This is a genomic window from Nocardia sp. NPDC058499 (assembly GCF_042719915.1).
GTDB lineage: Bacteria > Actinomycetota > Actinomycetes > Mycobacteriales > Mycobacteriaceae > Nocardia.
The window spans coordinates 20731-42162 of record NZ_JBHXMZ010000012.1; the positions used below are offsets into that span (position 1 = coordinate 20731).

General features: G+C 67.4%; 18 protein-coding genes. 10 read left to right on the top strand and 8 right to left on the bottom strand.

Features of this window, described 5'->3' with window-relative positions:
- Positions 1-85: 85 nt before the first annotated feature.
- Both ACFWPH_RS28855 and ACFWPH_RS28860 read right to left on the bottom strand, forming a co-directional pair.
- Entirely contained in the window at positions 86-1360 is a 1275-nt protein-coding gene (locus ACFWPH_RS28855; RefSeq protein ID WP_378755325.1) for an SGNH/GDSL hydrolase family protein, read from the bottom strand.
- Positions 1360-2394 (bottom strand): saccharopine dehydrogenase NADP-binding domain-containing protein, encoded by a 1035-nt coding sequence (locus ACFWPH_RS28860; RefSeq protein WP_378755326.1) that lies wholly within the window; start codon positions 2392-2394, stop codon positions 1360-1362. The genes ACFWPH_RS28855 and ACFWPH_RS28860 overlap by 1 nt, the downstream gene beginning before the upstream one ends.
- A 127-nt stretch (positions 2395-2521) precedes the next feature.
- Here ACFWPH_RS28860 and ACFWPH_RS28865 point away from each other — a divergent pair, with 127 nt between their 5' ends.
- Entirely contained in the window at positions 2522-3439 is a 918-nt protein-coding gene (locus ACFWPH_RS28865; protein ID WP_378755327.1) for an AraC family transcriptional regulator, read from the top strand.
- Positions 3440-3524: 85 nt separating this feature from the next.
- Positions 3525-4505, top strand: coding sequence for an o-succinylbenzoate synthase (locus ACFWPH_RS28870; RefSeq protein ID WP_378755435.1), 981 nt, complete (start codon positions 3525-3527; stop codon positions 4503-4505).
- A 63-nt stretch (positions 4506-4568) separates the two neighbouring features.
- On the opposite strand, the gene ACFWPH_RS28875 is transcribed toward ACFWPH_RS28870, so the two are convergent.
- Both ACFWPH_RS28875 and ACFWPH_RS28880 read right to left on the bottom strand, forming a co-directional pair.
- Positions 4569-5099 (bottom strand): TIGR04338 family metallohydrolase, encoded by a 531-nt coding sequence (locus ACFWPH_RS28875; RefSeq protein ID WP_378755328.1) that lies wholly within the window; start codon positions 5097-5099, stop codon positions 4569-4571.
- A 133-nt stretch (positions 5100-5232) separates the two neighbouring features.
- Positions 5233-6102 (bottom strand): DUF2786 domain-containing protein, encoded by an 870-nt coding sequence (locus ACFWPH_RS28880; RefSeq protein WP_378755329.1) that lies wholly within the window; start codon positions 6100-6102, stop codon positions 5233-5235.
- 238 nt (positions 6103-6340) lie between these two features.
- On the opposite strand from ACFWPH_RS28880, the gene ACFWPH_RS28885 reads away from it, so the two are divergent.
- From ACFWPH_RS28885 to ACFWPH_RS28910, 6 genes are all read left to right on the top strand, one after another.
- On the top strand, positions 6341-7624 hold the full coding sequence (locus tag ACFWPH_RS28885) for an ABC transporter substrate-binding protein (protein WP_378755330.1): 1284 nt from the start codon (positions 6341-6343) through the stop codon (positions 7622-7624).
- 148 nt (positions 7625-7772) lie between these two features.
- Entirely contained in the window at positions 7773-8699 is a 927-nt protein-coding gene (locus ACFWPH_RS28890) for a sugar ABC transporter permease (protein WP_280418302.1), read from the top strand.
- Positions 8696-9583: a carbohydrate ABC transporter permease gene (locus tag ACFWPH_RS28895; protein ID WP_378755331.1), complete on the top strand. Its 888-nt coding sequence runs from the start codon at positions 8696-8698 to the stop codon at positions 9581-9583. Before ACFWPH_RS28890 ends, ACFWPH_RS28895 begins: the two co-directional genes overlap by 4 nt.
- Before the next feature lie 62 nt (positions 9584-9645).
- The gene (locus ACFWPH_RS28900) at positions 9646-11988 is read left to right on the top strand and encodes a transglycosylase domain-containing protein (protein WP_378755332.1); all 2343 of its coding nucleotides are present in this window, start codon (positions 9646-9648) and stop codon (positions 11986-11988) included.
- 179 nt (positions 11989-12167) lie between these two features.
- Positions 12168-12629, top strand: coding sequence for a GyrI-like domain-containing protein (locus ACFWPH_RS28905; RefSeq protein ID WP_378755333.1), 462 nt, complete (start codon positions 12168-12170; stop codon positions 12627-12629).
- Positions 12630-12635: 6 nt separating this feature from the next.
- Positions 12636-13061 carry a GyrI-like domain-containing protein gene (locus ACFWPH_RS28910; protein ID WP_378755334.1) on the top strand — a complete coding sequence of 142 codons (426 nt, stop codon included), beginning with the start codon at positions 12636-12638 and terminating at the stop codon, positions 13059-13061.
- A 515-nt stretch (positions 13062-13576) separates the two neighbouring features.
- Here ACFWPH_RS28910 and ACFWPH_RS28915 read toward each other — a convergent pair.
- The 4 genes from ACFWPH_RS28915 to ACFWPH_RS28930 form a co-directional block, all read right to left on the bottom strand.
- Complete coding sequence (locus ACFWPH_RS28915) at positions 13577-14665, bottom strand: inositol-3-phosphate synthase (RefSeq protein ID WP_378755335.1); 1089 nt, start codon at positions 14663-14665, stop codon at positions 13577-13579.
- Positions 14658-15218 (bottom strand): PadR family transcriptional regulator, encoded by a 561-nt coding sequence (locus tag ACFWPH_RS28920; protein WP_378755336.1) that lies wholly within the window; start codon positions 15216-15218, stop codon positions 14658-14660. Before ACFWPH_RS28920 ends, ACFWPH_RS28915 begins: the two co-directional genes overlap by 8 nt.
- A gap of 308 nt (positions 15219-15526) precedes the next feature.
- On the bottom strand, positions 15527-16336 hold the full coding sequence (locus ACFWPH_RS28925; protein ID WP_378755337.1) for a DUF1707 domain-containing protein: 810 nt from the start codon (positions 16334-16336) through the stop codon (positions 15527-15529).
- Positions 16337-16346: 10 nt separating this feature from the next.
- Entirely contained in the window at positions 16347-17429 is a 1083-nt protein-coding gene (locus ACFWPH_RS28930) for a DUF1707 domain-containing protein (protein WP_378755338.1), read from the bottom strand.
- A gap of 291 nt (positions 17430-17720) precedes the next feature.
- Between ACFWPH_RS28930 and ACFWPH_RS28935 the strand changes: the two genes are divergently transcribed.
- Positions 17721-18131 carry a DUF5318 domain-containing protein gene (locus ACFWPH_RS28935; RefSeq protein WP_168433960.1) on the top strand — a complete coding sequence of 137 codons (411 nt, stop codon included), beginning with the start codon at positions 17721-17723 and terminating at the stop codon, positions 18129-18131.
- Positions 18132-18746: 615 nt separating this feature from the next.
- Positions 18747-21398, top strand: coding sequence for a transglycosylase domain-containing protein (locus ACFWPH_RS28940; protein ID WP_378755339.1), 2652 nt, complete (start codon positions 18747-18749; stop codon positions 21396-21398).
- The last annotated feature ends 34 nt before the right edge of the window (positions 21399-21432 follow it).

Below are 21432 nucleotides of genomic sequence, written 5' to 3' on the forward strand. Positions count from 1 at the left end.
GGAGGGCCCCGGCTGTCTCGAGTCGAGGCAGCCGGGGCCCTTTGCAATCACGAACTGTTCGACATATCGGCTTTCGGTCCCCGTCTTAATCGGATGCCCCGGTCAGAACGCCCGCGGCGGCAGCGGCCATCGCCGAATACCCTGCGGGGCCTGGGTGCAGGTGGTCTCCGCTGTCGAACCGCGCGGCCAGTACATCCGGGTTCGCCGGGTCGGCGAGCACGCGTTCGAAGTCGACGACGGCGTCGAACTCACCGGAACCGCGGATCCAGGCGTTGACCGCGTCCCGGACTCGTTCGCCGCGCTCGCTGTAATAGGGAGCTCCCTGATAGGGCGGTAGGGTGCCACCGACGATGCGCAAGCCGTCGGCGCGCGCCATCCGGATCAGCCGGCGGTATTCGGCGATCAACTGGCCGGCGCCGATCTCGGGATTCGGGCGCATCCATGGTTCGTGCACTTCACTTGCGCCGATATCGTTGATGCCCGAGAGCAGGATCACGGTGCCGATCCCCTCCTTGTCGAGCACATCGCGGCGGAACCGGGTTGCGGCGCGCTGGCCCACGTACGCGGAATCCGATACGACGCGGTTCCCGCCGATCCCGGTGTTGAGCACGGCGCGTGGCCGGCCGGCCACGGCGAGCCGGTCGGCCAGCACGTCCGGGTAGCGATTGTCCATATCGGGCCACGCCCCGGCGCCGTCGGTGAGGGAATCGCCGAAAACGACCACACCGTCGCGGTTCGGCCTGCCGACGACCTCGACGCCGGTCAGGTAGTACCACGACCCGCTTGATTCGTTGAATGCCCCACCGTCGATATCGGCGCTGTGATCGCCGATCGCCCGATACGTGGTGCTGTTGGCGAGGTAGTGGAAGGTGGCGGGCCCGGTAGGCCGGCCGAGATACAGGGTCACGGTGAGCGGTTGCCGCGCGTTGACCGGGTAATCGATGGCATCGCCGGTGAGTTCGGCGCCCGGCGGTATCACCGCGCCCGGTGCACCACCGAAGGAGAGCGGGCGCACCGTGCCGGAACGTACCGCTGCCCCTTCGGCTGCCTGCGCGATCGTCGCCGCCGTGATCGGCAACGGTCGATCGCCGAAGAGATTGGACAGGGTGATCCGTACGGATTCGCCGGCGAGGGTGGGGCGCACGGTCTGGCGGATGGTGTGACCGGCGAAGCCGGCGGTCGACCAATTCGGCCCGAGCACATCACCGGCGGGTATCTGCGCCGCGGACCAGCTGTCGAGCCAGGTTTCGTGTGGCCCGCTCGAGCCGGCGGCGCTGACGTACAACGCGGTACCGGAGACAGTGAGCAGCACGCCCAGCAGTGCCGAGAGCACGACAGTCGGCAGCCTCCGGACACTCATCACCGCACCGGATCCTCGATGCGCCAGGTGATTCCGTGCGGCGCCAGCGCGTCGAGGAATTCCCTCGGCGCGAACGCCTCGGCGGCCGCCAGCACCCCGGGACGCACGGATTCGGTATCGACGAGAGCTGTGGCCGCGGCCACCGCCATGAGTGCGGAGTCGCGGTAGGAGTCGACGCCGCTCAGCACCGCACGCACGGTCACGCCGTCCGCACCGATCGCGTCCACCACGAGGTCATATCGCATATCGGCGGTCGCCGACGGCCCTTCCGGCAACGTATCGACGAGGTCGGGGGTCACCCCGCCCACGGCAGCGTGGATGCTCGCGTCCAGGACTCCGCTCACGAAGCGGACCGGGGTGTGCCGGGGAATCGTCAGCACCGGCGGCTGCGGGAATTTCGTCACCGCGGTCTCCTCGGTGTCGCCGGGGAACAGCATCGTGGTGTACCTGTCGAGGCGGCCGCGCCGCAGCCCCTCGTCCTGATAGTGCCAGCCACCGCTGCGGAACCAGTCCAGGCTCGCCAGCAGGGTCCGGGCGCTTCCTCGCGACCCCTCGCCGCCGCTTCTGGTGCGGTGGCTGATCACGATATCGGCCGGCCCGTCGACCTGCCGGGCGGCGAGGTTGGCAAGCAGATCGCCGGGCAGATTGCTGTCGGTGATCCCGGGGATGGCTGCTACACCCGCTAGGCGGGCCGCCGTGCCGAATTCGTCGAATGCCCGCTTCAACCACAGTTGTTCGCCCGAAAGGTCCACATAGTGTGCTCCGGCGGCGATCGCGGCCCTCAGCACCGGTGCGCCGTGTTCGACATAGGCCGGCAGGCTGCTGATCACCGCGTCGGCTCCAGTGAACGCCGCGACAAGAGCTTCGTGATCATCGAGTGTGGCAATCCGCCTTTCGGAGCAGGTATCTCGGGCAATCGCACGAAGCCGGTCACTGTCGCGGCCTACCAGGATCCGGTCGGCACCCTGCCGTACCAGCTCTGCGGTGAGGTGGCCCCCGGTGTGGCCGGTGGCGCCGTATACAGCGATCTTCATCTCGAACTCCCGTTCCTGGGTCGATACCGTCGAGGATGAATCTACGGATCATCGCTGAGTGCGAGAATGGGTAGAAATCTCGAATACATATCCAAAACACTCAAATCTATGGCGATATAGTTCAGCTGTGGACATCCTCTCCGATGCGATCTCCGCGATTCGCACCAGCAGTCCGAGCTCCGGCTTGTTCGTCCGGCACGCCCCGTGGGGCCGCCATTACCCGGTGGTGCCCGGCGCGGGCTTCCATGTCGTGTTGCAAGGGTCGTGCTGGCTGTGCGTGCCCGGCGGCGACGCGATCGCGCTCGGTATCGGTGATGTGGTGTTCATGCCGCGCGGCGCAGACCATGTCCTGGCCGACGATCCCGCCACCCACGTCACCGAGACCGCCCGGCCCGGTGAACCGCGGGAAATCATCGGCCCCGGCCCGCGCAGCATGCTGCTGTGCGGCGCGTACGCACTCGATCGGCGCCATCCGCACCCGATGCTGGACGGACTGCCGGAATTCGTGCATCTGCCTGCCCAGCTGGGCAGGCACGCCGGATTGCGTGGCGCGGTCGACCTGCTGGCCGCCGAACTGGCCGGGCCCCGCGCCGGAACAGACGCCCTCGTACCCTCGCTGCTGGATACGCTGCTGCTGTACATCCTGCGGGCATGGCTGGAGGACAACGCCGATACTCGACCGTCCAGGTGGGCCGCGGCATTCGGCGACCCGGCCGTCGCGACGGCGTTACGTGCCGTGCACGCCGATCCGGCACGCCCGTGGACGGTGGACGACCTGGCCGCGGCGGCCGGGGTTTCCCGAGCAACGCTGGCCCGCCGGTTCGTCGCCACGATAGGCGAAGGACCGTTGTCGTACGTGGCGAGCTGGCGGATGATCCTCGCGGCGAAACGGTTACGCGAGAGCACCGACGCCCTGTCCACGGTGGCCCGCGCGGTCGGCTACAGCTCGGAGTTCGCATTCGCCAAAGCATTCAAACGCCGATTCGGCATCGCCCCAGGGCAGTATCGCAAGGAGGCGGAGGGCGCCGAGCCCATCGCAGTCTGACGCCACAGCATGGGCCAGGGCGTATCTCTCGGCAGGCCGGCGGACAGCGGGCGCCCACCCTACTAACGTGAGGACGGTGACCGAGCTGCCCGAAATCGACACCATCACCGTCTACGCGATGCCGATGCGGTCGAAGTTCCGGGGGATCACCGTGCGCGAGGGCATTGTCCTGCACGGACCGCGGGGGTGGGGCGAGTTCTGTCCGTTCCCCGAATACGACGATCACGAAGCCGCCAACTGGCTGGCGACCACCGTCGAGCAGATCGGCGCGGGCTGGCCGGAGCCCGTGCGTGATCGCATTCCGATCAACTGCACGGTCCCCGCGGTTGCGCCGGACCGGGCACATGATCTCGTCGCCGGTTCGGGTTGCCGGACTGCGAAGGTCAAGGTCGCCGATCACCCCGGCGCACTGCCCGAGGATCTGGCCCGGGTGGAAGCGGTGCGGTCGGCGCTCGGATCCGGCGGCACGATCCGGGTGGACGCGAACGCGGTATGGGATGTGGACACCGCCGTCCGAAGTATTCGCGAGCTCGACCGTGCCGCAGGTGGTTTGGAATACGTCGAACAACCCTGCCGAACGATCGCAGAACTCGCCGATGTCCGCCGCAACGTGGATGTTCCGATCGCCGCCGATGAATCCATCCGGCGCGCGGAGGATCCGTTGCGGGTAGCCGTCGCCGGCGCCGCGGATATCGCGGTGATCAAGTGCACACCGCTCGGCGGGGTCCGGCGGGCCCTGGAAGTGGCCGAGGCGGCAGGGCTGCCCTGCGTGATCTCCTCGGCACTCGAGACCAGCATCGGATTGTCGGCCCAACTGGCTCTGGCAGGCGCGCTCCCGGAGCTGGAACACGCCTGCGGGCTGGGCACGGTGACTCTTTTCGAAGGTGATCTGGTGACCGATTCGCTGCGACCGGTGGGCGGTTACCTACCCGTCCCGCGCACTGGCCCGCAACCGAACCCGGCTCTACTGGAGAAGTACCGGCATCCGGACCCGGAACGCACCGCCTGGTGGACCGATCGGCTCGTCCGCGTATGGGAGGTACTGGGGCGTAGACGCGGTGAGTGAACCCACCCGCGTCAGCATCCGAATGCGGGCCGGCGCCCGTACGCCGCGCCGCCGAGCACAGGCTCATACGAGCGAAACGCCGCTGTCGTACAAGGTGATACGCAGGAGGAATCCTGCTTCGGGGCCGAGAATGCCCTCGACCAATTCGACATATCTGCCACAGAACTCCGGGCCGTGCGCGGCGACCGCTTCCGGGCGTGGCTCCAGGTGGTGTGCGATTTCATGCAATACCACCAGCTCCCGCAATGCCCACGGGCCACCGCCGCGTCGGGGTCCATCAGTGTGGACGGGTACGGCGAGCACACCGCTACCGGGTTCGTAATGGGCCGCAACGGTTCCCGCCCGGGCACGCACCCGGATCGGCGCCGCGGCCCGCTCCCATTTCGCCACAACCCAATTCAGGGCGAGAACGCGGACGCAATACTCCTGCACCGATTCCACCGAGGCGAATTTCCGTTCCACCGGCAGCGTCAGGCGCGAACCGTGTACCTCGACGGTGCGGCGCCCGAATTCGCCGGCCCGGTCGAATACCGCGCGCACCAGCTGTTCGGCGTCATACACCTTGGCGCGCTGCGAATCCCGCCTGCCGGTCATATCTCGCGCCGGATGAATTCGGCAGCGGCCCCGGCGATTGCAGTGCGCTCCCGGATGCCGGTGGCGGGTACTCGATTTACTCGGCCCCGCGGCGGGCGGGCCATACTCACCGGAACCCAGTTCCGCAACACCACTACCCGCCCGAGCCTTCGAGCCGCCCACGCGCCGCGTCCAGTTCCGGCGAAAATCCCAGCCGCGCCACTCGGCCCGCACGGTCTCCGGCCTGCCGGGCATCCGGCGCGTAGCCGGTGGAGGTCTGCGGACCGCGCCAGGTGCCGCGGGCTTCGGAGTTGCGACTGTAGAAATCGGCCAGTTCGAGTTCCTTGCCGCGCAGCGCGAGCGCGGTCCCGGCGGCCTGTTCTTCGGATATCGGTTCGGCGGCGCGGGTATCGCGCGTGGTGGCGGCCCGTTCGACCTCTTTCTTGGTGTCGGCCAGCCGCGCCCCGACCCGCGCCGCGAACGCCATCTGGAAGTTGAGCCGCGCGGTGACCCCGGCCACCGGAACCCGGACCACCCGCCGCACCCGGCGCCCGCGGCGCCGTTCGACCACCACCTTCTCCATCGTCGCCGACCGGTGGGCCCCGGATTTGATGTACCGGTCCGATGCCTGCACCATCTGCACCAGCAGGCTGGAGTACAAGGCCTCACAGACGTCGATATCGGCGGCGTACCCGTAGGCGTACACCTGGGTGGAGGTGCGGGCGACATCGCAGCGCACATCGTTGGCGTCGGCGATGGCCACGAACAACTGGACGTAGGTGCGCAGACCTTTGCGACCGGGTTCGCCGATCGGGATCATCCGCTGGATGAGCGTCGCGCCGCGTTCCCGGTCCCGGGTGTGGGTCCGCGCCACGGCCAGGTCGATCGAGGAGCGGGTGGCCAGGCGCTGGGCGGCGGCGAGGAACGCCTCGGCCTCGTGTTCGTTGTCGGTGGACTCGGCTTGGCGCAGCAATCCGCCGATCCTGGTGAGCAGGCGTTCGGAAACTGCGTTCGCGGCGGACATCGCGCCCCAGCCTAATCACGCCGCCGGCTGTGACGACCAAGGGGCGCGACGTGGAGACGAAGCCCACCGGCTCCGGCGCGACCCCTCCTACCTGTGGTTTATGCGAATTCCGGGATCGCCGGCCGCCGACCGGGCCGTGAGCGGGAGCTCCTTCGCCACAGGAGTACCCCACACGCGACGTTCACACCATGTATGTTGCCTTGTGCTGCCGCTCACGTGTCGACCCTGGAGTTCCGCGATGGCTTTCAAGAAGGTGCCGTCTCTACGTGCCGCGCTCGTGCTTTGGCCGATCGCGTTGCTGACTGTGACCTTTGCCGCCGCCTGCAACACCAGCGATACCGATGAGCAGCTCAGCAGGAACCAGGACGGTCGCGGCCCGATCACCTACGTCGAGGGTAAGGACACCACCGAAACCGGCGCGGTGAAACAGCTGATCGATCGCTGGAACGCCACCCACCCCGACGAGCAGGTCACCTACAAGGAGCAGTCCAACGACGCCTCCGCCCAGTACGACGATCTGGTCGAACATATGCGGGCGAAATCGCCGGACTACGATGTGGTGGCCCTGGATGTCCCGTGGACCGCGGAGTTCGCCGCCAAGGGCTGGATCCAGCCGCTGGAGGGGCAGTTCGCGATCGATACCGCGCCACTGCTGTCCCCGCCGGTCGCCAGCGCCACCTACAACGGCACTCTCTACGCCGCACCCCGCAATACCAACGGTGGTCTGCTGTTCTACCGTAAAGACCTGGTTCCCACCCCGCCTCGCACCTGGTCGGAGATGCTGGCCAGCTGCCCGATCGCGCGGGAGCAGCAGATCGGCTGCTATGCGGGCCAGTTCGCGCCGTACGAGGGTTTGACGGTGAATACCGCCGAGGTGATCAACGCATTCGGCGGCACCTTCGTCGGTACCGACGGCCGCACCCCGACGGTGAACAGTGCCGAATCACGGGCCGGACTCCAGCAGTTGGTGGACGCCTACAAGGCCGGCGATATCCCCCGCGAAGCGATCACCTTCCAGGAGCCGGAGAGCGGCGCCGCCTTCAACCAGGGCAAACTCATGTTCCTGCGCAGCTGGCCGTCCACCTACGGTGACGCCGCCTCCGAATCGTCGGCGGTCAAGGACAAATTCGGTGTGGCGCCGCTGCCCGGCGACACCGGGATCGGCGCCTCCACACTCGGCGGCTACAACGCCGCGATCAGCGCGTACTCCGAGAACAAGGCCACCGCACTGGATTTCCTGAAGTACCTGATCAGTGAGGAGGCGCAGCACATCATCGCCTCCGGCGCATTGCCCTCGGTGCGGGCCTCGATCTACGACGACCCGGCGCTCATCGCCAAGATGCCGTACCTGCCCGCCCTCAAGGAAGCCATCGCCAATGCGGTGCCCAGACCGGTCACCCCGTTCTATCCGGCGGTGTCCAAAGCCATTCAGGACAACGCATATGCTGCCCTGACCGGAACCAAGTCCGTGAACGACGCGATCATCGGCATGCAGAAGGGTATCGAGACGGCCGGATCGTAGTTACTGTTCAACCGGACCCGGCGAGCCAGGAGAGAGAACGGTGTCGGATCCTTCCGGAACGGACGCGCAGGCGTCGGTCCGTACAGATGAGCCCGCGAACGCAGCGCGTACCGGCGGGACGGCCCTGAAGTTGCGCGACGAAGTGCGGATGACAGGCAGGGCGTGGCTGTTCGTCGCGCCGGTACTGATAGCCCTCGCCGTGGTGATCGGGTACCCGGTGTTGCGGGCGCTGTGGATGTCGTTCCACTACGACGACCAGCTCGACGCTGTAACCGGCCGCTTCGTCGACAACGGGGAAAGCACCTTCTACAACTACCTGCATTGGCTGGTCGGCCAATGCCAGGTGATCACCGGCGGTGTCACCGAATGCCCCACCGGCAATCTGGGCTCCGAATTCTGGGGCGCGGTCGGGGTGACCCTGTTCTTCGCGGTGGTGACGGTGACGCTCGAGGTTGTCATCGGGCTCGGGATGGCGATCGTCATGGGCAAAACGTTCCGGGGCCGGGCACTGCTACGCGCGGCGGTACTGATCCCGTGGGCCATCCCCACCGCGGTGACGGCGCGGCTCTGGGAGTTCATGTTCCAGTACGACGGCCTGGTCAACACCATTTTCGGCACCGAGATCCTGTGGACCTCCGATACCTGGCCCGCACGTTTCGCGGTGATCGCCGCCGACGTGTGGAAAACGGCGCCGTTCGTGGCGCTGCTGCTGCTGGCAGGGCTGCAGATCATCCCGAAGGATGTGTACGAGGCGGCCCGTGTCGACGGCGCCTCGGCCTGGCAGCGGTTCACCCAGGTGACGATGCCGTTGCTGAAGCCGGCGCTGCTGGTCGCGGTGCTGTTCCGCGCCATGGACGCGCTGCGCATGTACGACCTGCCCGCCATCATGACCGATAACCTGCCGGCCACCCGGACCTTGTCGGTGCTGGTGGTCGAACAGACCCGGCAGGGTCCCAACAGCGCGGCGGCACTCTCGACGATCACCTTCCTGTTGATCTTCGCGGTGGCCTTCGTCCTGGTGAAGGTACTGGGCGCGAACGCGGTGCGGACGCAGGAAGAGCAGCGGAAGGCATGACCGCGGTGACTACACAGCAAACCGGTACCCCCGCCCGGCCCCGCCAGTCCTGGCGGCGCCGGCTCGGCTCGGCTCGTATCTACGTGGGCGCGCTCATCGTGTTGCTCTGGGGGCTGGGTCCGTTCTATTGGATGGCGGTGACCGCGTTCCGCGACCCCGCCTACACGTTCGACCCCACCCCGTGGCCCACCCACATCACCCTCGACAATTTCCGCGATGTCTTCGACACCAGCCGGGGTAACGATTTCGGCAAGGCGCTGCTCAACAGTGTGATCATCGGCGCGGCCAGTACCGTGATCGCGCTGGTCATCGGGGTGATGGCGGCCTACGCGCTGGCTCGGCTCACCTTCAAGGGCCGCTATCTGGTGTCCGGGGTGATCCTGAGCGCTTCGATGTTCCCGGTGGTCGTCCTGGTGACCCCGCTGTTCCAGCTGTTCACCGATATCGGCTGGATCGGCAAATACCAGGCGCTGATCCTGCCCAATATCTCCTTTGTACTGCCGCTGACGGTGTACATCCTGGCGTCGTTCTTCGCCGATCTCCCGTGGGAGCTCGAGGAGGCCGCCCGAATCGACGGGGCCACCAAATTGCAGGCTTTCCGGCTCGTGATGCTGCCGCTGGCGGCGCCCGCGGTGTTCACCACCGCGATCCTGGCGTTCATCGCCGCGGTCAACGAGTATCTGCTCGCCCGGGTGCTCTCCGGTAGCGACACGGAACCGGTGACAGTGGCCATCGCCCGCTTCTCCGGGAACAATCCCCAGGTAGAGCCCTATGCGTCGATTATGGCGGCGGGCACGCTGGTGACCGTACCGCTGGTAATTCTGGTACTGGTGTTCCAGCGACGCATCATCTCCGGACTGACCGCAGGCGGGGTCAAAAGCTGATCACTGGGTATCCTGGGGTCGGGCGGTGGTGCGCCTGAGTTTTTCCGACGCTCCGGGAGGAGATGATCGTGAGCTCGTTCCAACCCCCGCGTGGCCACAACACTCCCAGATCGCCGCAATACCCTTCGCTCGCCGGTTGGAACCAGCTCGACACCGGTGGGCGACCTCGGCCGCCGCGACCCCCGCAGTACCGCCGCCCGCCCCGTTCCCGGGGCCAGCGCATCCGCCACCTGATCCTGTGGCTGTTCATCATCCTGGTCGCCGTCCCCGCGTTGCTGGTGGCGCTGGTGTACTGGAGCGCGGAGATCCCGGCGGCCGGTACCGTGCCGGTGAACCAGACCGCCACCATCACCGCCTCCGACGGCACCACGGAACTGGCCAAGGTGGTACCGCCCGAGGGCAACCGCACCCCGGTACCGCTGGAACAGGTGCCGGTGCACGTACGCGACGCCGTACTCTCCGCGGAGGACCGCAACTTCTACGACAACCCCGGTTTCTCCCCAACCGGCCTGCTACGTGCCCTGCGCGACAACGCCCTGGGCCGGGCCGATGCGGGCGGCGGCTCCACCATCACCCAGCAGTACGTCAAGAACGCCTTCCTCGGCCCCGAGCGAACGGTGAGCCGCAAGGCGCACGAGCTGATCATCTCCGCCAAGATGGCGCGGGAGTGGAGTAAAGACGAGATCCTGCACGCCTACCTCAACACCATCTATTTCGGGCGCGGCGCCTACGGGATCGAGGCGGGTGCGCGGGCCTACTTCGGTAAGCCGGTCGCCGAACTGTCCGTTGCCGAGGGCGCGGTACTGGCCGCACTCATCCGCTCTCCGTCCGGGCTGGACCCCGAGACCAAACTTCCGCAACTGCTGCAACGCTGGAACTATGTCGTCGACGGCATGGTCGCCATGGGGTCCCTGGCGCCCGGTGAACGCCCCACCGTGGTTTTCCCGCCCACGATCCCGCCGCCGGTATTCGACGAGAACATCGTCGAACGCGGCCCGGAGGGGCATATCAAGGCCCAGGTTCTGCGCGAACTCGCGGCCGCCGGGATATCGCAGGAAGAGGTGAACACCGGCGCCCTGCGCATCGTCACCACGATCGACGCCAAGGCGCAGCAGGCCGCCCAGGCGGCCGCCGATGACAGTCTCGCCGGGCAGCCGCCGGAACTGCGGAGCGCGGTGGTCTCCATCGACCCGCGGTCCGGGGCGGTACGCGCCTACTACGGCGGCGCCGACGGTATCGGCTTCGATTTCGCCCAGGCCCCGGTGCAGACCGGTTCGGCGTTCAAGACCTTCGCGGTGCTGGCCGCGCTGCAGCAGGGAATCCCGCTGTCCCGCGCGTTCGACAGTGCACCGGTGGACGTCAACGGCGTCGATGTGCGCAATGTCGAGAACGAATCCTGCGGGACCTGCCCGCTGTCCGAAGCGTTCAAACGCTCGCTCAACACCAGCTTCTACCGGCTCACCCTGGCCATGAACAACGGTCCCCAGGCCATCGCCGACGCCGCGCACCAGGCCGGGATACCGCACGATATTCCCGGCGTGCCGGGTAAGTCGCTGACCGAGATGGGTGAGGAGCCCATGCCGTCGATCGTGCTGGGCACCTACCTGGTGCGCCCGCTCGATATGGCCTCGGCCTATGCGACCATCGCCGGTGAAGGCCGCTATCACCCCCCGTATTTCGTACAGCGAGTGGTTCGCGGCGACGGCCGGGTCCTGCTGGACCGCAGCAGCGACCCGGAGCAGCAGACCGGGGACCAACCGCCGCCCTCCGAACAGCGGATTCCCCCGGATATCGCGGCAAAGACGGCCACGGCCATGCGCCCGATCGCCGACTACTCCAACGGTCACGGGCTGAGCGGGCGCCCTTCGGCCGCTAAAACCGGCACCACCCAGTTGGGTGATACCGGGCAGAACAAGGACGCCTGGATGGTCGGTTTCACGCCCTCGCTGTCGACGGCGGTATGGGTCGGCACCGAACGCAATCTGCCGATCATGACTGCCGGTGGCGGCCGCATCTACGGCTCCGGGCTGCCCGCCGATATCTGGAAACAGACCATGGACGGTGCGCTCGCCGATACCCCCGTGGAGCAGATCGGCAACCCGGCCCCCGCCCCGCCGCCGGCAGCGGCGCCCGGCACGAACCAGCAGCCGTCGGGCAACCCGTACGACATCCTCAACCCGCCCCAGCAGCCGGAACCGGAACCGCAGCAGCCGTTCATCGTTATTCCGCCGGCCTCCGAACCGTATGTGCCCGAACCGGAGTACGCACCCGAACCCGCGCCCCAACCCGAACCGCCCGCGCCCGCACCGCCGATCATCGCGCCGCCACCTCCGCCACCGCCTCCGCCACCGCCACCGCCGCGGGTGGTGGAAATACTGCCCGGCGTTACCGTTCCGGTGCCGTGATCCACGGATTTCCGCTCGGGATACCGACGAAGGAACGGCCGGCATGGCAGCATCGTTGGCCAGAGTGAGATGTCGCCCATCCGACCGACCGGCACCGGGCCCACGCTCGTGCCGGGGCGGGCGTGCGGGAGGATATGCGCTGGAGCGACGACGGATGACGAGACATAGGGGCTACGCCGGTGGAATTCAATGTCGTTGACCGCCCGGAAACGCTGGTGGCGGGAATGGTGCTTCGCAGCCCAGCCCTCGCCGTGGAAGGGCCGCGCCGTAAGAAAGTGGAGGAGGCCTGGAAGCTGAATCTGTCCCGTGCCTTACCCGGACCGCCGGCCAGCGCGTTCGTCGATCATGCCCCCGAGATCAATTCGTACCTGACCCATATCATCGGCTACCGCTGCCGCAGTCTCGACGATCTACTACCCGGGGATGTGCTCGCCCGGATCCCGGCCGGACAGTACGCCCGGTTCAGCCTGAGCGGTGAGAATCTGGGCGAAACCATCGTGACCCTGTGGCGCGCCATCTGGGATGCCGAAGCCGCCGGCCGTCTGGTGCGTTCCTACACCGGGGACCACGAACGGTATCCGGACGAGCACACGGTGGAGGTTTTCGTGGCACTGGCAGAAGACGATTCGGCGGGCAGGTAGGAAGCTGTGGATTTCGAAATTGTCACCCTCGACGAGAGTATGGTCGCCGGGCTCACCGTTCCGCTGGCCGGCCGTGAGGTATCGGCCCGCGATCTGGACCTGGTCAACTTCACCTGGGATCGCTATCTGAGCCGGGAGAAGGAGGTGCCCCGGGTCGCCGCCTATATCGGCCAGGACGATCACGCCGTGGCCGTCCTCGGCTACGAGATCACCGGCCTCGCCGGCCTCGACCCGGGCGATGTGCTCACCCGGGTCCCGGCCGGTCGCTACGCGAAATTCGTGGTCACCGAAAAACCGTACGACCTGCTGCGCACGGCCTGGGCCCGCGTCCGCGAAGCGGAAAAAGCGGGCACGATAACCCGCTCCCACACCGCCGAACTCGAACGCTACACAGGCCCCACCTCAGTAGAGGTCTACGTATCCCTGGACTGAGCGCCGATCAGTAGCTCCGCGCCTCCCTGCAAACACCCGGCGGCGGCCCTGAGCTCGGCAAGCACTCGAGCCGCGACCCTCGACGCAACCACGGTGGAACCGGGCCCAGTAAGCCACTCCGGCCCCTGCGCAACCACGGCGGCCGCCCCGCAAGCACTCGAGCCCCCTAACCCCAGGGCACCACCTTGGCACCGAGTTCAACAAGCACTCGAGCCGCCGAGCCCAACGCAACCACGGTGGCGCCGAGTCCAGCGAGGCCCTCAAAGGGTTCGGCCCGTCCATGCTTTCCGCCCGCGAGACAATGCGGCGCAGCCGCGAGTCTCGCGGGCGGAAAGCATGGACCTAAAGGGCCGAACCCCGCGCGCGCCAGCGCGCCAAAAACACAGAACCTTTGCGAGTAGCCCCACCCACCCGTAACCTTTGCGGCGGCTACCCATGATGCCCGGGCACGTAGCTCAGCCGAAACCCCGAGTGTGTCCGAGACTCCCGGATTCCCGGCCTGCAGCTCTCTCTGATCAGCCGATTATGAAAGTTTCCAGCTCTGCACGCGCCACATCATCGGCCATTTGTTCCGGCGGGGACTTCATCAGGTACGCCGACGCCGGTAGCACCGGGCCGCCGATTCCGCGGTCCTTGGCGATCTTGGCGGCACGCACCGCGTCGATGATGATGCCCGCGGAGTTCGGGGAGTCCCACACCTCGAGCTTGTACTCCAGGTTCAGCGGCACGTCACCGAACGCGCGGCCTTCCAGCCGGACATAGGCCCATTTGCGGTCGTCGAGCCAGCCGACGTGATCGGATGGGCCGATATGCACATCGTTGGCACCCATCTCCTTCTGCAGGTTGCTGGTGACAGCCTGCGTTTTGGAGATTTTCTTGGACTCCAGGCGGTCACGCTCGAGCATGTTCTTGAAGTCCATATTGCCGCCGACATTCAGCTGCATGGTGCGGTCGAGCTGCACGCCGCGATCCTCGAACAGTTTCGCCATGACCCGGTGGGTGATGGTGGCACCGACCTGGCTCTTGATGTCGTCGCCGACGATCGGCACGCCCGCGGCGCGGAACTTCTCGGCCCATTCCGGGTCCGAGGCGATGAACACGGGCAGCGCGTTGACGAAGGCCACACCGGCGTCGATAGCGCACTGGGCGTAGAACTTGTCCGCTTCCTCGGAACCGACGGGCAGGTAGGAGACCAGCACGTCGACCTCGGCGTCTTTCAGCACCTGGACGACGTCGACCGGGTCGGTTTCGGCGAGTTCGATGGTTTCGGCGTAGTACTTGCCGATGCCGTCGAGGGTGGGGCCGCGCTGGACGGTGACACCGAGCGGCGCCACATCGGAGATCTTGATGGTGTTGTTCTCGCTGGCGAAGATCGCCTCGGACAGGTCGAAGCCGACTTTTTTGGCGTCCACGTCGAAGGCGGCCACGAACTGCACGTCACGAACGTGGTACTGGCCGAACCGCACGTGCATCAGGCCGGGCACCGTCGCCGTATCGTCGGCGTCCCGGTAGTACTGCACGCCCTGCACGAGCGAGGAGGCGCAGTTGCCCACACCTACGATGGCGACGCGAACACTGGACTTTATGGTGTCTCCACTACTCATGGCCGGTATTTCCCTCTTTCTGTGGTGCCGCCTTCGTCGATTGCTCCGCCGCAATCAACTCGTTGAGCCAGCGCACTTCGCGCTCGCTTGATTCGAGTCCGAGTTGATGGAGTTGCCGGGTGTAGCGATCCAGCGAGCCACTCGCCTTCTTGATCGCCTCCCGCAGCCCCTCTCGGCGCTCCTCGACCTGGCGCCGCCTGCCCTCCAGAATCCGCATCCGCGCTTCTGCGGGAGTGCGGCTGAAGAAGGCCAAGTGCACGCCGAAGCCGTCATCGGTGTAGTTCTGCGGACCGGTATCGGCCAGTAGCTCGCCGAACCGCTCCCGGCCCGCCGGTGTCAGCTGGTACACCCGCCGGGCCCGGCGGGTCGTCACCATGCCGTCGGGCGCCTCCTCCGCGATCAGCCCCTCCGCCTGCATACGTTTCAAGGTCGGATACAGCGATCCGTAGGAGAAAGCCCGAAATGCCCCGAGCAGGCCGGTGAGCCGTTTCTTCAGCTCGTAGCCGTGCATGGGCGCTTCCAGGAGCAGCCCGAGGATTGCCAGTTCGAGCACCGGGCTTCACCCCCTGACTTCCGTACAGACCTAACCAATGGATGCGATTACCAACTATATCGGAGCGATATAACCGTGCATAGTTCAGTCCGCTACATCACAGGTGGCGACCCGGGCGCATCACCCGCCATCGACGCTGATGTCCCCCCTATCGGCGTGTGAATCCGAGCTTCCGGGACGGCCGCGCGGGAAAGGGGACCGGTGGCGACGAAGTAGACCGACACCGGGCGGACGAGTAGGTCGCGGTCGAGAGCCCGCGCACAACCGGGCCTTTTGTGGGCCGGCCGGTGAGGTTCGCCACCCGGGGCTCAGCGGGCGGGAAACACTTCCAGGGGCACGCCGGCGAACGAAACGGACAGATGCCCGGTGCTCTCCGCGGGATCCTCGACGTAGATATCGATCACGGGGCCGGCATCGGCGGGCGCGATCAGCTCGAATCCGATTCCGAGATGTTCTACCTCGCCCTGCTCCAGGCGCACCGAGGCCGGCGCTCCCGCCAGTACTGCACCCAGCGTCGTCAGCTCGATATCGGCCAGGTCGATGGGCCGCCCGTTCGCGTAGCTGGGTACCGCGCCACCCATCTCATCGAACCCGTCCGCATCGAAGCGGAAGTTGCGGGGGCTGCCTGTGCTCAACCGCTGGACCAGCAGAAAATCCGGAAAAATGGTCGCCGTATCGATCACCGTATCGCCGAACTCCCGGCGGTAGGCGTCGATGAAGAACTCCAGCCCCTCGACGGTGGCCAGGTTCGGTAGCGACGCGGGCTCCGATTCTGCCTCCACGGCGACGGCGATACCCGGCGCAGGTTCGTCACGCACCACGAACCCGACCCCACCGCCCAGCACGGCGGCGGATACCAAAACCGCGACCGGTAGCCACCACGGCGGCCGGGCGGGGCGGTCGCCAGTCAGGATCGCGGCGCCCGCCAGTTCGCCGGGCACCTGCAGGTCGCGGATGAGCCCGTCCAGATCGGTGGTGAATTTCGCCCGCATCGCCGAGCGCGTGCGGGTGGCGTGTTCGCCGGTGCTCAACTGCCCGTCCGCCAAAGCGGCGTCCAGGACCGCGCATACCTCGACGCGATCGCGGTCGCGCGCCCTGACCTGTTCCTTTTTCGCCATCAACCGTCCCTTATCCCTCGAACGGCCGGACCCGCAGGACATCGCCGGCCACACCGACCAGCAGCCATCCGCTCTCGTCGAACGTGTTGGAGACGTAGACACTGACCGCGGGTACACCGTTGTACGGCGAGTGGGTCTGGATCTCGAAGCTCATATGGGTGACCGCACCGTCAGGGACGCGGGCGATCGCCGGGGCATCGGCCAGCACCCGGCCGATGGCGCCGGTATCGAGCGTGCCCAGGTCCACGGTCGAGGTATCGACCGGGCGGGTGGTCAGATCGTCGGACTGGTTGAACCCACCCCGGTAGTCGTAACTCACCAGGCGGTTCGGCTGCCCGGGTACGGCGCGTTCGACATCCCCGTGGTCGGGGTACAGCCAGATCTGGTCGGCCACCGTATCGCCGAAACGCTCGCGATACTCACCGATGAACTGCGCGAGCCCCGCGCCGGTCACGAGGTTCGGCGGGGCGAAAACCAGCGGGTCGGGCTGCTCGGGCGCGGGCCCGGGTTCTCCGGGTTCCGCCGGCGCCACGGCCGCCGGGGGCGGTGCGCTCGCCGCGGAATCCGTATCGCGGCTGGTGAGCGTGAACGCGCCGATTGTCACGGCCAGGGCGGCAGCGGTGAGAACGGCGAAGTAACGACCCGAACGGCCGGAACCGGGCGGGCGGGGCGCGACCGGAGTGTTCCGCGGGCCCTGGAGGTCGGCGGTGATATCGGCGAGGTCGCCGAGGGTGGTGGCCTCGGCGAGCAGTTCCGTCGCCGCACGATGTTCGTCCTCGGTCAACTGACCCTCGCCGTAGGCGCGGTCCAGCAGTTCACCGGCGGCCCGGCGATCGGCGGTCCGTGCCCGCGTGCCCGGCGGGTACCCCGACGGCGGTGGGACCACGACAGGTTGCCCGGCGGCAGCCTGTTGCAGATCGGCTACCAGATCGGATAGTTCGCCGAGCGTTTTCGCGACCCGGGCGCGGGCGATGCGGTCGTGGTATTCGGCAGCGCCCAGCTGGCCTTCGGCATAGGCCGCATCCAACTTTCCGGCGGTATGGGCGCGATCGATATCGCGCGATCGCATCCTGCCCGGCGCTGCTGTCGACACCAGCGAATCGTACTTTGCGCAGGGCTTCTCGCCGGCAGCCTCGGTTCCCGCCTGTGACGGGGACCACTCATCCGAACCACCCCGGGAGGTGTTGACGCAAACGCGCCAATCCCGCTTTTCGCGACCGAACCACACCCGGGTGGGCGCCCCGAACCCGGTTTCGACTCCAGCCACGGACGTTTCCGGGGAGGTCGATCCGGTCCGGGAAGCCGGTGCCGGACAGACCACGTCCGGGAGCCGGATCCAATCCGGTCGCGGGCGGCAGCAATACAACACAGCTACTCTGGGGGCGTGCGAATTCAGCGGCAAGTGGTGGACTATGCGCTCCGGCGCAAGTCGCTACTGGCTGACGTCTATGCGGGCCGTGTCGATGTCGCCGAGGTATGTGACGCCAATCCCTACTTGCTGCGTGCGGCCAAATTTCACGGCCGGGGGAGCGAGGTCACATGCCCTATCTGCCGGAAGGAACAACTCACTCTCGTATCCTGGGTCTACGGCGACGGCCTCGGGCCGATCGCGGGTTCTGCGCGCAGCCCGGAAGAGCTGGTGCGCCTGGCCGAGTCCAGAGAAGAGTTCTCGGTTCATGTCGTCGAGGTGTGCCGGACCTGCAGCTGGAATCATCTGGTGCAGTCCTATGTACTCGGGAAGACGCCGCAACGGCGGTCGCGTTCCCGGGTGAATCGGCGCACCGCCGCGGAATGAACCCGCCCGGCCCGATGATGGTGTCCTTGCCGCGTGCCACAGTGCAGTGCACGGGCCCATCAGACCGATACGAGCTTTGGAGACCTTGTCAGTGACCGAAATACGTAGCTCACAAGCCCGGCCGTTCAGGGCAGGGTTAGCGCATTCCAGGACAAGGCTGTATGGTTTGCAGCACTCTCGCCGCCGGGCGGGCGGAGAGGCTAAACGCCTGTGGAGGCCATGTAAGACCAGGACGTGTTCTGGCGGTGGGCGGTGAAGCAGGAACCCAACGGTCACCGCCGGGGGGACGCCAATTCGCCCTACGAGACCCAAACGGGTGGTAATCCGGGCGGGGGTGGCGGCCCGCGAGGGCCGCTGCCCGGCCGGCAACCCCAGCAGCGTCCAGGGGCACCGAATCGCGGTCCCGCGCCGAATCCCAACGCTCCCCGCCCTGGCCCCGGTGGACGGCCACTCGGCCCCCGCCCTGGCCCCGCGACCGGTCCGCGCCCGGCCGCCAACGGCCCGCGCCCGGGCCCGGGCGGTCCACGGCCGCCCGCCAACAGCGGGCCCCGGCCGTCGGTCGCTCCTCCGCGCCCCGGTCCCGACGGCCGGCGTCCGGGACCCAACACGGGCGGTATGCCGCAGGGGCCACGAGGTCCGCAGCCGCCGCAGCGTCCCGGTCCCCCGGGCGGCCCACCGCCCGGCCGCCCGCCGCAGGGTCGCCCGCAGCCGCCCAATCAGCCGACACAGCGGATGGGCCACCCGGGTGAACCGGCACCGCAGCGCGGTGAACAGGGCACCGTGAAAATGCAGAATCCTGCCGGGTCGGCAGAGGCCACCCGGCGCGAACGAACCCCGACCGGCCCGAGCGCGGCCACCCGTCCCGGTCCGAACACCGGGGAGCGCCGGGCCGCCGGCGCCGACAGCCGGGCGCGTAACCGCTCCGGTCCCGGTGGCGGCCCACCGCCGCGGCGGCCCGGCGGGAACCGTTCGGGTGGTCCCGGCGGGCCCGAGGGCCGTGGCCCCGGTCAGAAACGCAAGAACCGGTGGAAGATCGCGCGCCGGATCGCCTACGTCCTGGTGGCGCTGGCCATCGTGGTGCCGAGCACGGTATTCCTGATCGCCTATTCCACGGTGTCGGTCCCCGAACCGGGCGATCTCAAGACCAACCAGGTCGCGACGATCCTCGCCAACGACGGCGAAACCGAGATCACGCGCGTCGTTCCACCGCAGGGCAACCGCACCGATGTGACGATCGATCAGATCCCGCCGCATGTGCGCAACGCCGTGATCGCCGCGGAGGACCGCGATTTCTACAGCAACCCCGGTTTCTCCATCTCCGGTTTCGCCCGCGCCGCGCGCGATAACCTGCTCGGCCGGGAAAGCGCCGGTGGTGGTTCGACGATCACCCAGCAGTATGTGAAGAACGCGCTGGTCGGCGACGAACGCAGCTACACCCGTAAACTTCACGAGCTGGTCATCTCGGCGAAGATGGCCCGGCAGTGGAGCAAAGACGAAATCCTCACCGCCTACCTGAACACCATCTATTTCGGGCGCGGCGCCTACGGTATCGACGCGGCCGCCAAGGCGTATTTCGGTAAGCCGGTGCAGGAGTTGAACGTCGCCGAAGGCGCCGTTCTCGCCGCGACAATCCAGTTGCCGTCGCTGCTGGATCCGGAATCGAATCCGGAAGGCGCCGAGGCCCGCTGGAACTATGTGCTCGACGGTATGGTCGCCGGCGGAAATCTCGACCGCAACGAACGCACGGGCATGGCCTACCCCGAGGTGCTGTCGTCGTCCGCGGCGGCCGGGCAGAAGACCGATTCCTCGGGGCCGGAGGGCCATATCAAGGCGCAGGTGCTGCGGGAACTCTCCGATGCCGGGATCAGCGAACAGCAGCTGAACACCGCCGGCCTGCAGATCACCACCACGATCGACCACCAGGCACAACAGGCCGCGGTGAACGCCGCGCGGACGAATATGGAAGGCGAACCGGACAAACTGCGTACCGCAGTGGCATCGATCGACCCGAAATCCGGTGCGGTACGTGCCTACTACGGCGGTGAAGACGGCTACGGCTACGACTTCGCCAACGCCGCACTGCAAACCGGTTCCTCGTTCAAGGTGGTCGGCCTGGCACAGAACCTGGAGATGGGTATTCCACTGTCGCAGATGTACGACAGCTCGCCCGTCACGGTCAACGGTATCGAGATCACCAACGTCGAGGGCGAAGAGTGCGGAGTCTGCACCATCGCCGAAGCGTTGAAACGGTCCCTGAACACCAGCTTCTACCGAATGCAGCTGGAGATGCAGAACGGCCCCCAGAAGATCGCCGATATGGGCCACAAACTGGGCATTCCGGAAGAACTTCCAGGTCTGGGCCCCACGCTCACCGAACCCGGTGGCGCCGGCCCGAACAACGGTATCGTGCTCGGCCAGTACCAGGCCCGGCCGCTGGATATGGCCTCCGTCTACGCGACCCTGGCCGCATCCGGGACGTACCACAAACCGCATTTCGTGTCCAAGGTCGTCACGGCCGACGGGCAGGTCCTGCTGGACCGCGGCGATGTGGCCGGCGAACGCCGGGTTTCGGAGGCCGTCGCCGACAACGTGACCGCGGCCATGGAGCCGATCGCGGGGTACTCGCGCAACCACGGGCTCGCCGGTGGCCGTCCCTCGGCCGCCAAGACCGGTACCGCGCAGCTGGGTGACACCGGCGAGAACAAGGACGCGTGGATGGTGGGCTACACACCGTCGCTGTCCACCGCGGTCTGGGTGGGCACCACCGACAACTCGCCACTGCGCAACTACGGCGGCGCGATGATCTACGGTTCGAGCCTGCCTTCGGATATCTGGAAGGACACGATGGACGGGGCCCTCGAGGGCACGCCCAACGAGAAATTCCCGAAACCCGCGCCGATCAAGGGTCAGGCGGGCGTCCCGAAGTGGACGGCCCCGTATACCGCGCCGTCCACGACGATGCCCAGTTTCGAACCCCCGGTGGTGATCGAGCCGAGCCAGGTCGAGATCCTGCCCGGTATCACCATCCCGGTGCCCGGTCTGCAACCCAATCCGCGTAGCCAGACGCAACCGCAGGGTCAGCCGCAGGGCAACAACGGCGCCGGTCCGATGCCGGGCCAGCCGACCGCCGGAGCCGAGGGGACCGCGCCGACGGTCACCCAGGCGCCGAGTGCGGGCACCGAGAGCGATACCGGTGGCGATACCGATTCCGGTGGCGACAGCGGCACCGATCCGGGTGGCACCGACAGCGGCGATACCGGCGGCTGACGGCCGGCTCGCCACGCTCCGGGGTCCGGCTCCG

Coding starts and splice junctions, on each gene's coding strand:
- ACFWPH_RS28855 (WP_378755325.1), bottom strand. CDS start 1,360: ATGAGTGTCCGGAGGCTGCCGACTGTCGTGCTCTCGGCACTGCTGGGC.
- ACFWPH_RS28860 (WP_378755326.1), bottom strand. CDS start 2,394: ATGAAGATCGCTGTATACGGCGCCACCGGCCACACCGGGGGCCACCTC.
- ACFWPH_RS28875 (WP_378755328.1), bottom strand. CDS start 5,099: ATGACCGGCAGGCGGGATTCGCAGCGCGCCAAGGTGTATGACGCCGAA.
- ACFWPH_RS28880 (WP_378755329.1), bottom strand. CDS start 6,102: ATGTCCGCCGCGAACGCAGTTTCCGAACGCCTGCTCACCAGGATCGGC.
- ACFWPH_RS28885 (WP_378755330.1), top strand. CDS start 6,341: ATGGCTTTCAAGAAGGTGCCGTCTCTACGTGCCGCGCTCGTGCTTTGG.
- ACFWPH_RS28890 (WP_280418302.1), top strand. CDS start 7,773: ATGACAGGCAGGGCGTGGCTGTTCGTCGCGCCGGTACTGATAGCCCTC.
- ACFWPH_RS28895 (WP_378755331.1), top strand. CDS start 8,696: ATGACCGCGGTGACTACACAGCAAACCGGTACCCCCGCCCGGCCCCGC.
- ACFWPH_RS28900 (WP_378755332.1), top strand. CDS start 9,646: ATGATCGTGAGCTCGTTCCAACCCCCGCGTGGCCACAACACTCCCAGA.
- ACFWPH_RS28915 (WP_378755335.1), bottom strand. CDS start 14,665: ATGAGTAGTGGAGACACCATAAAGTCCAGTGTTCGCGTCGCCATCGTA.
- ACFWPH_RS28925 (WP_378755337.1), bottom strand. CDS start 16,336: ATGGCGAAAAAGGAACAGGTCAGGGCGCGCGACCGCGATCGCGTCGAG.
- ACFWPH_RS28940 (WP_378755339.1), top strand. CDS start 18,747: ATGCCGCAGGGGCCACGAGGTCCGCAGCCGCCGCAGCGTCCCGGTCCC.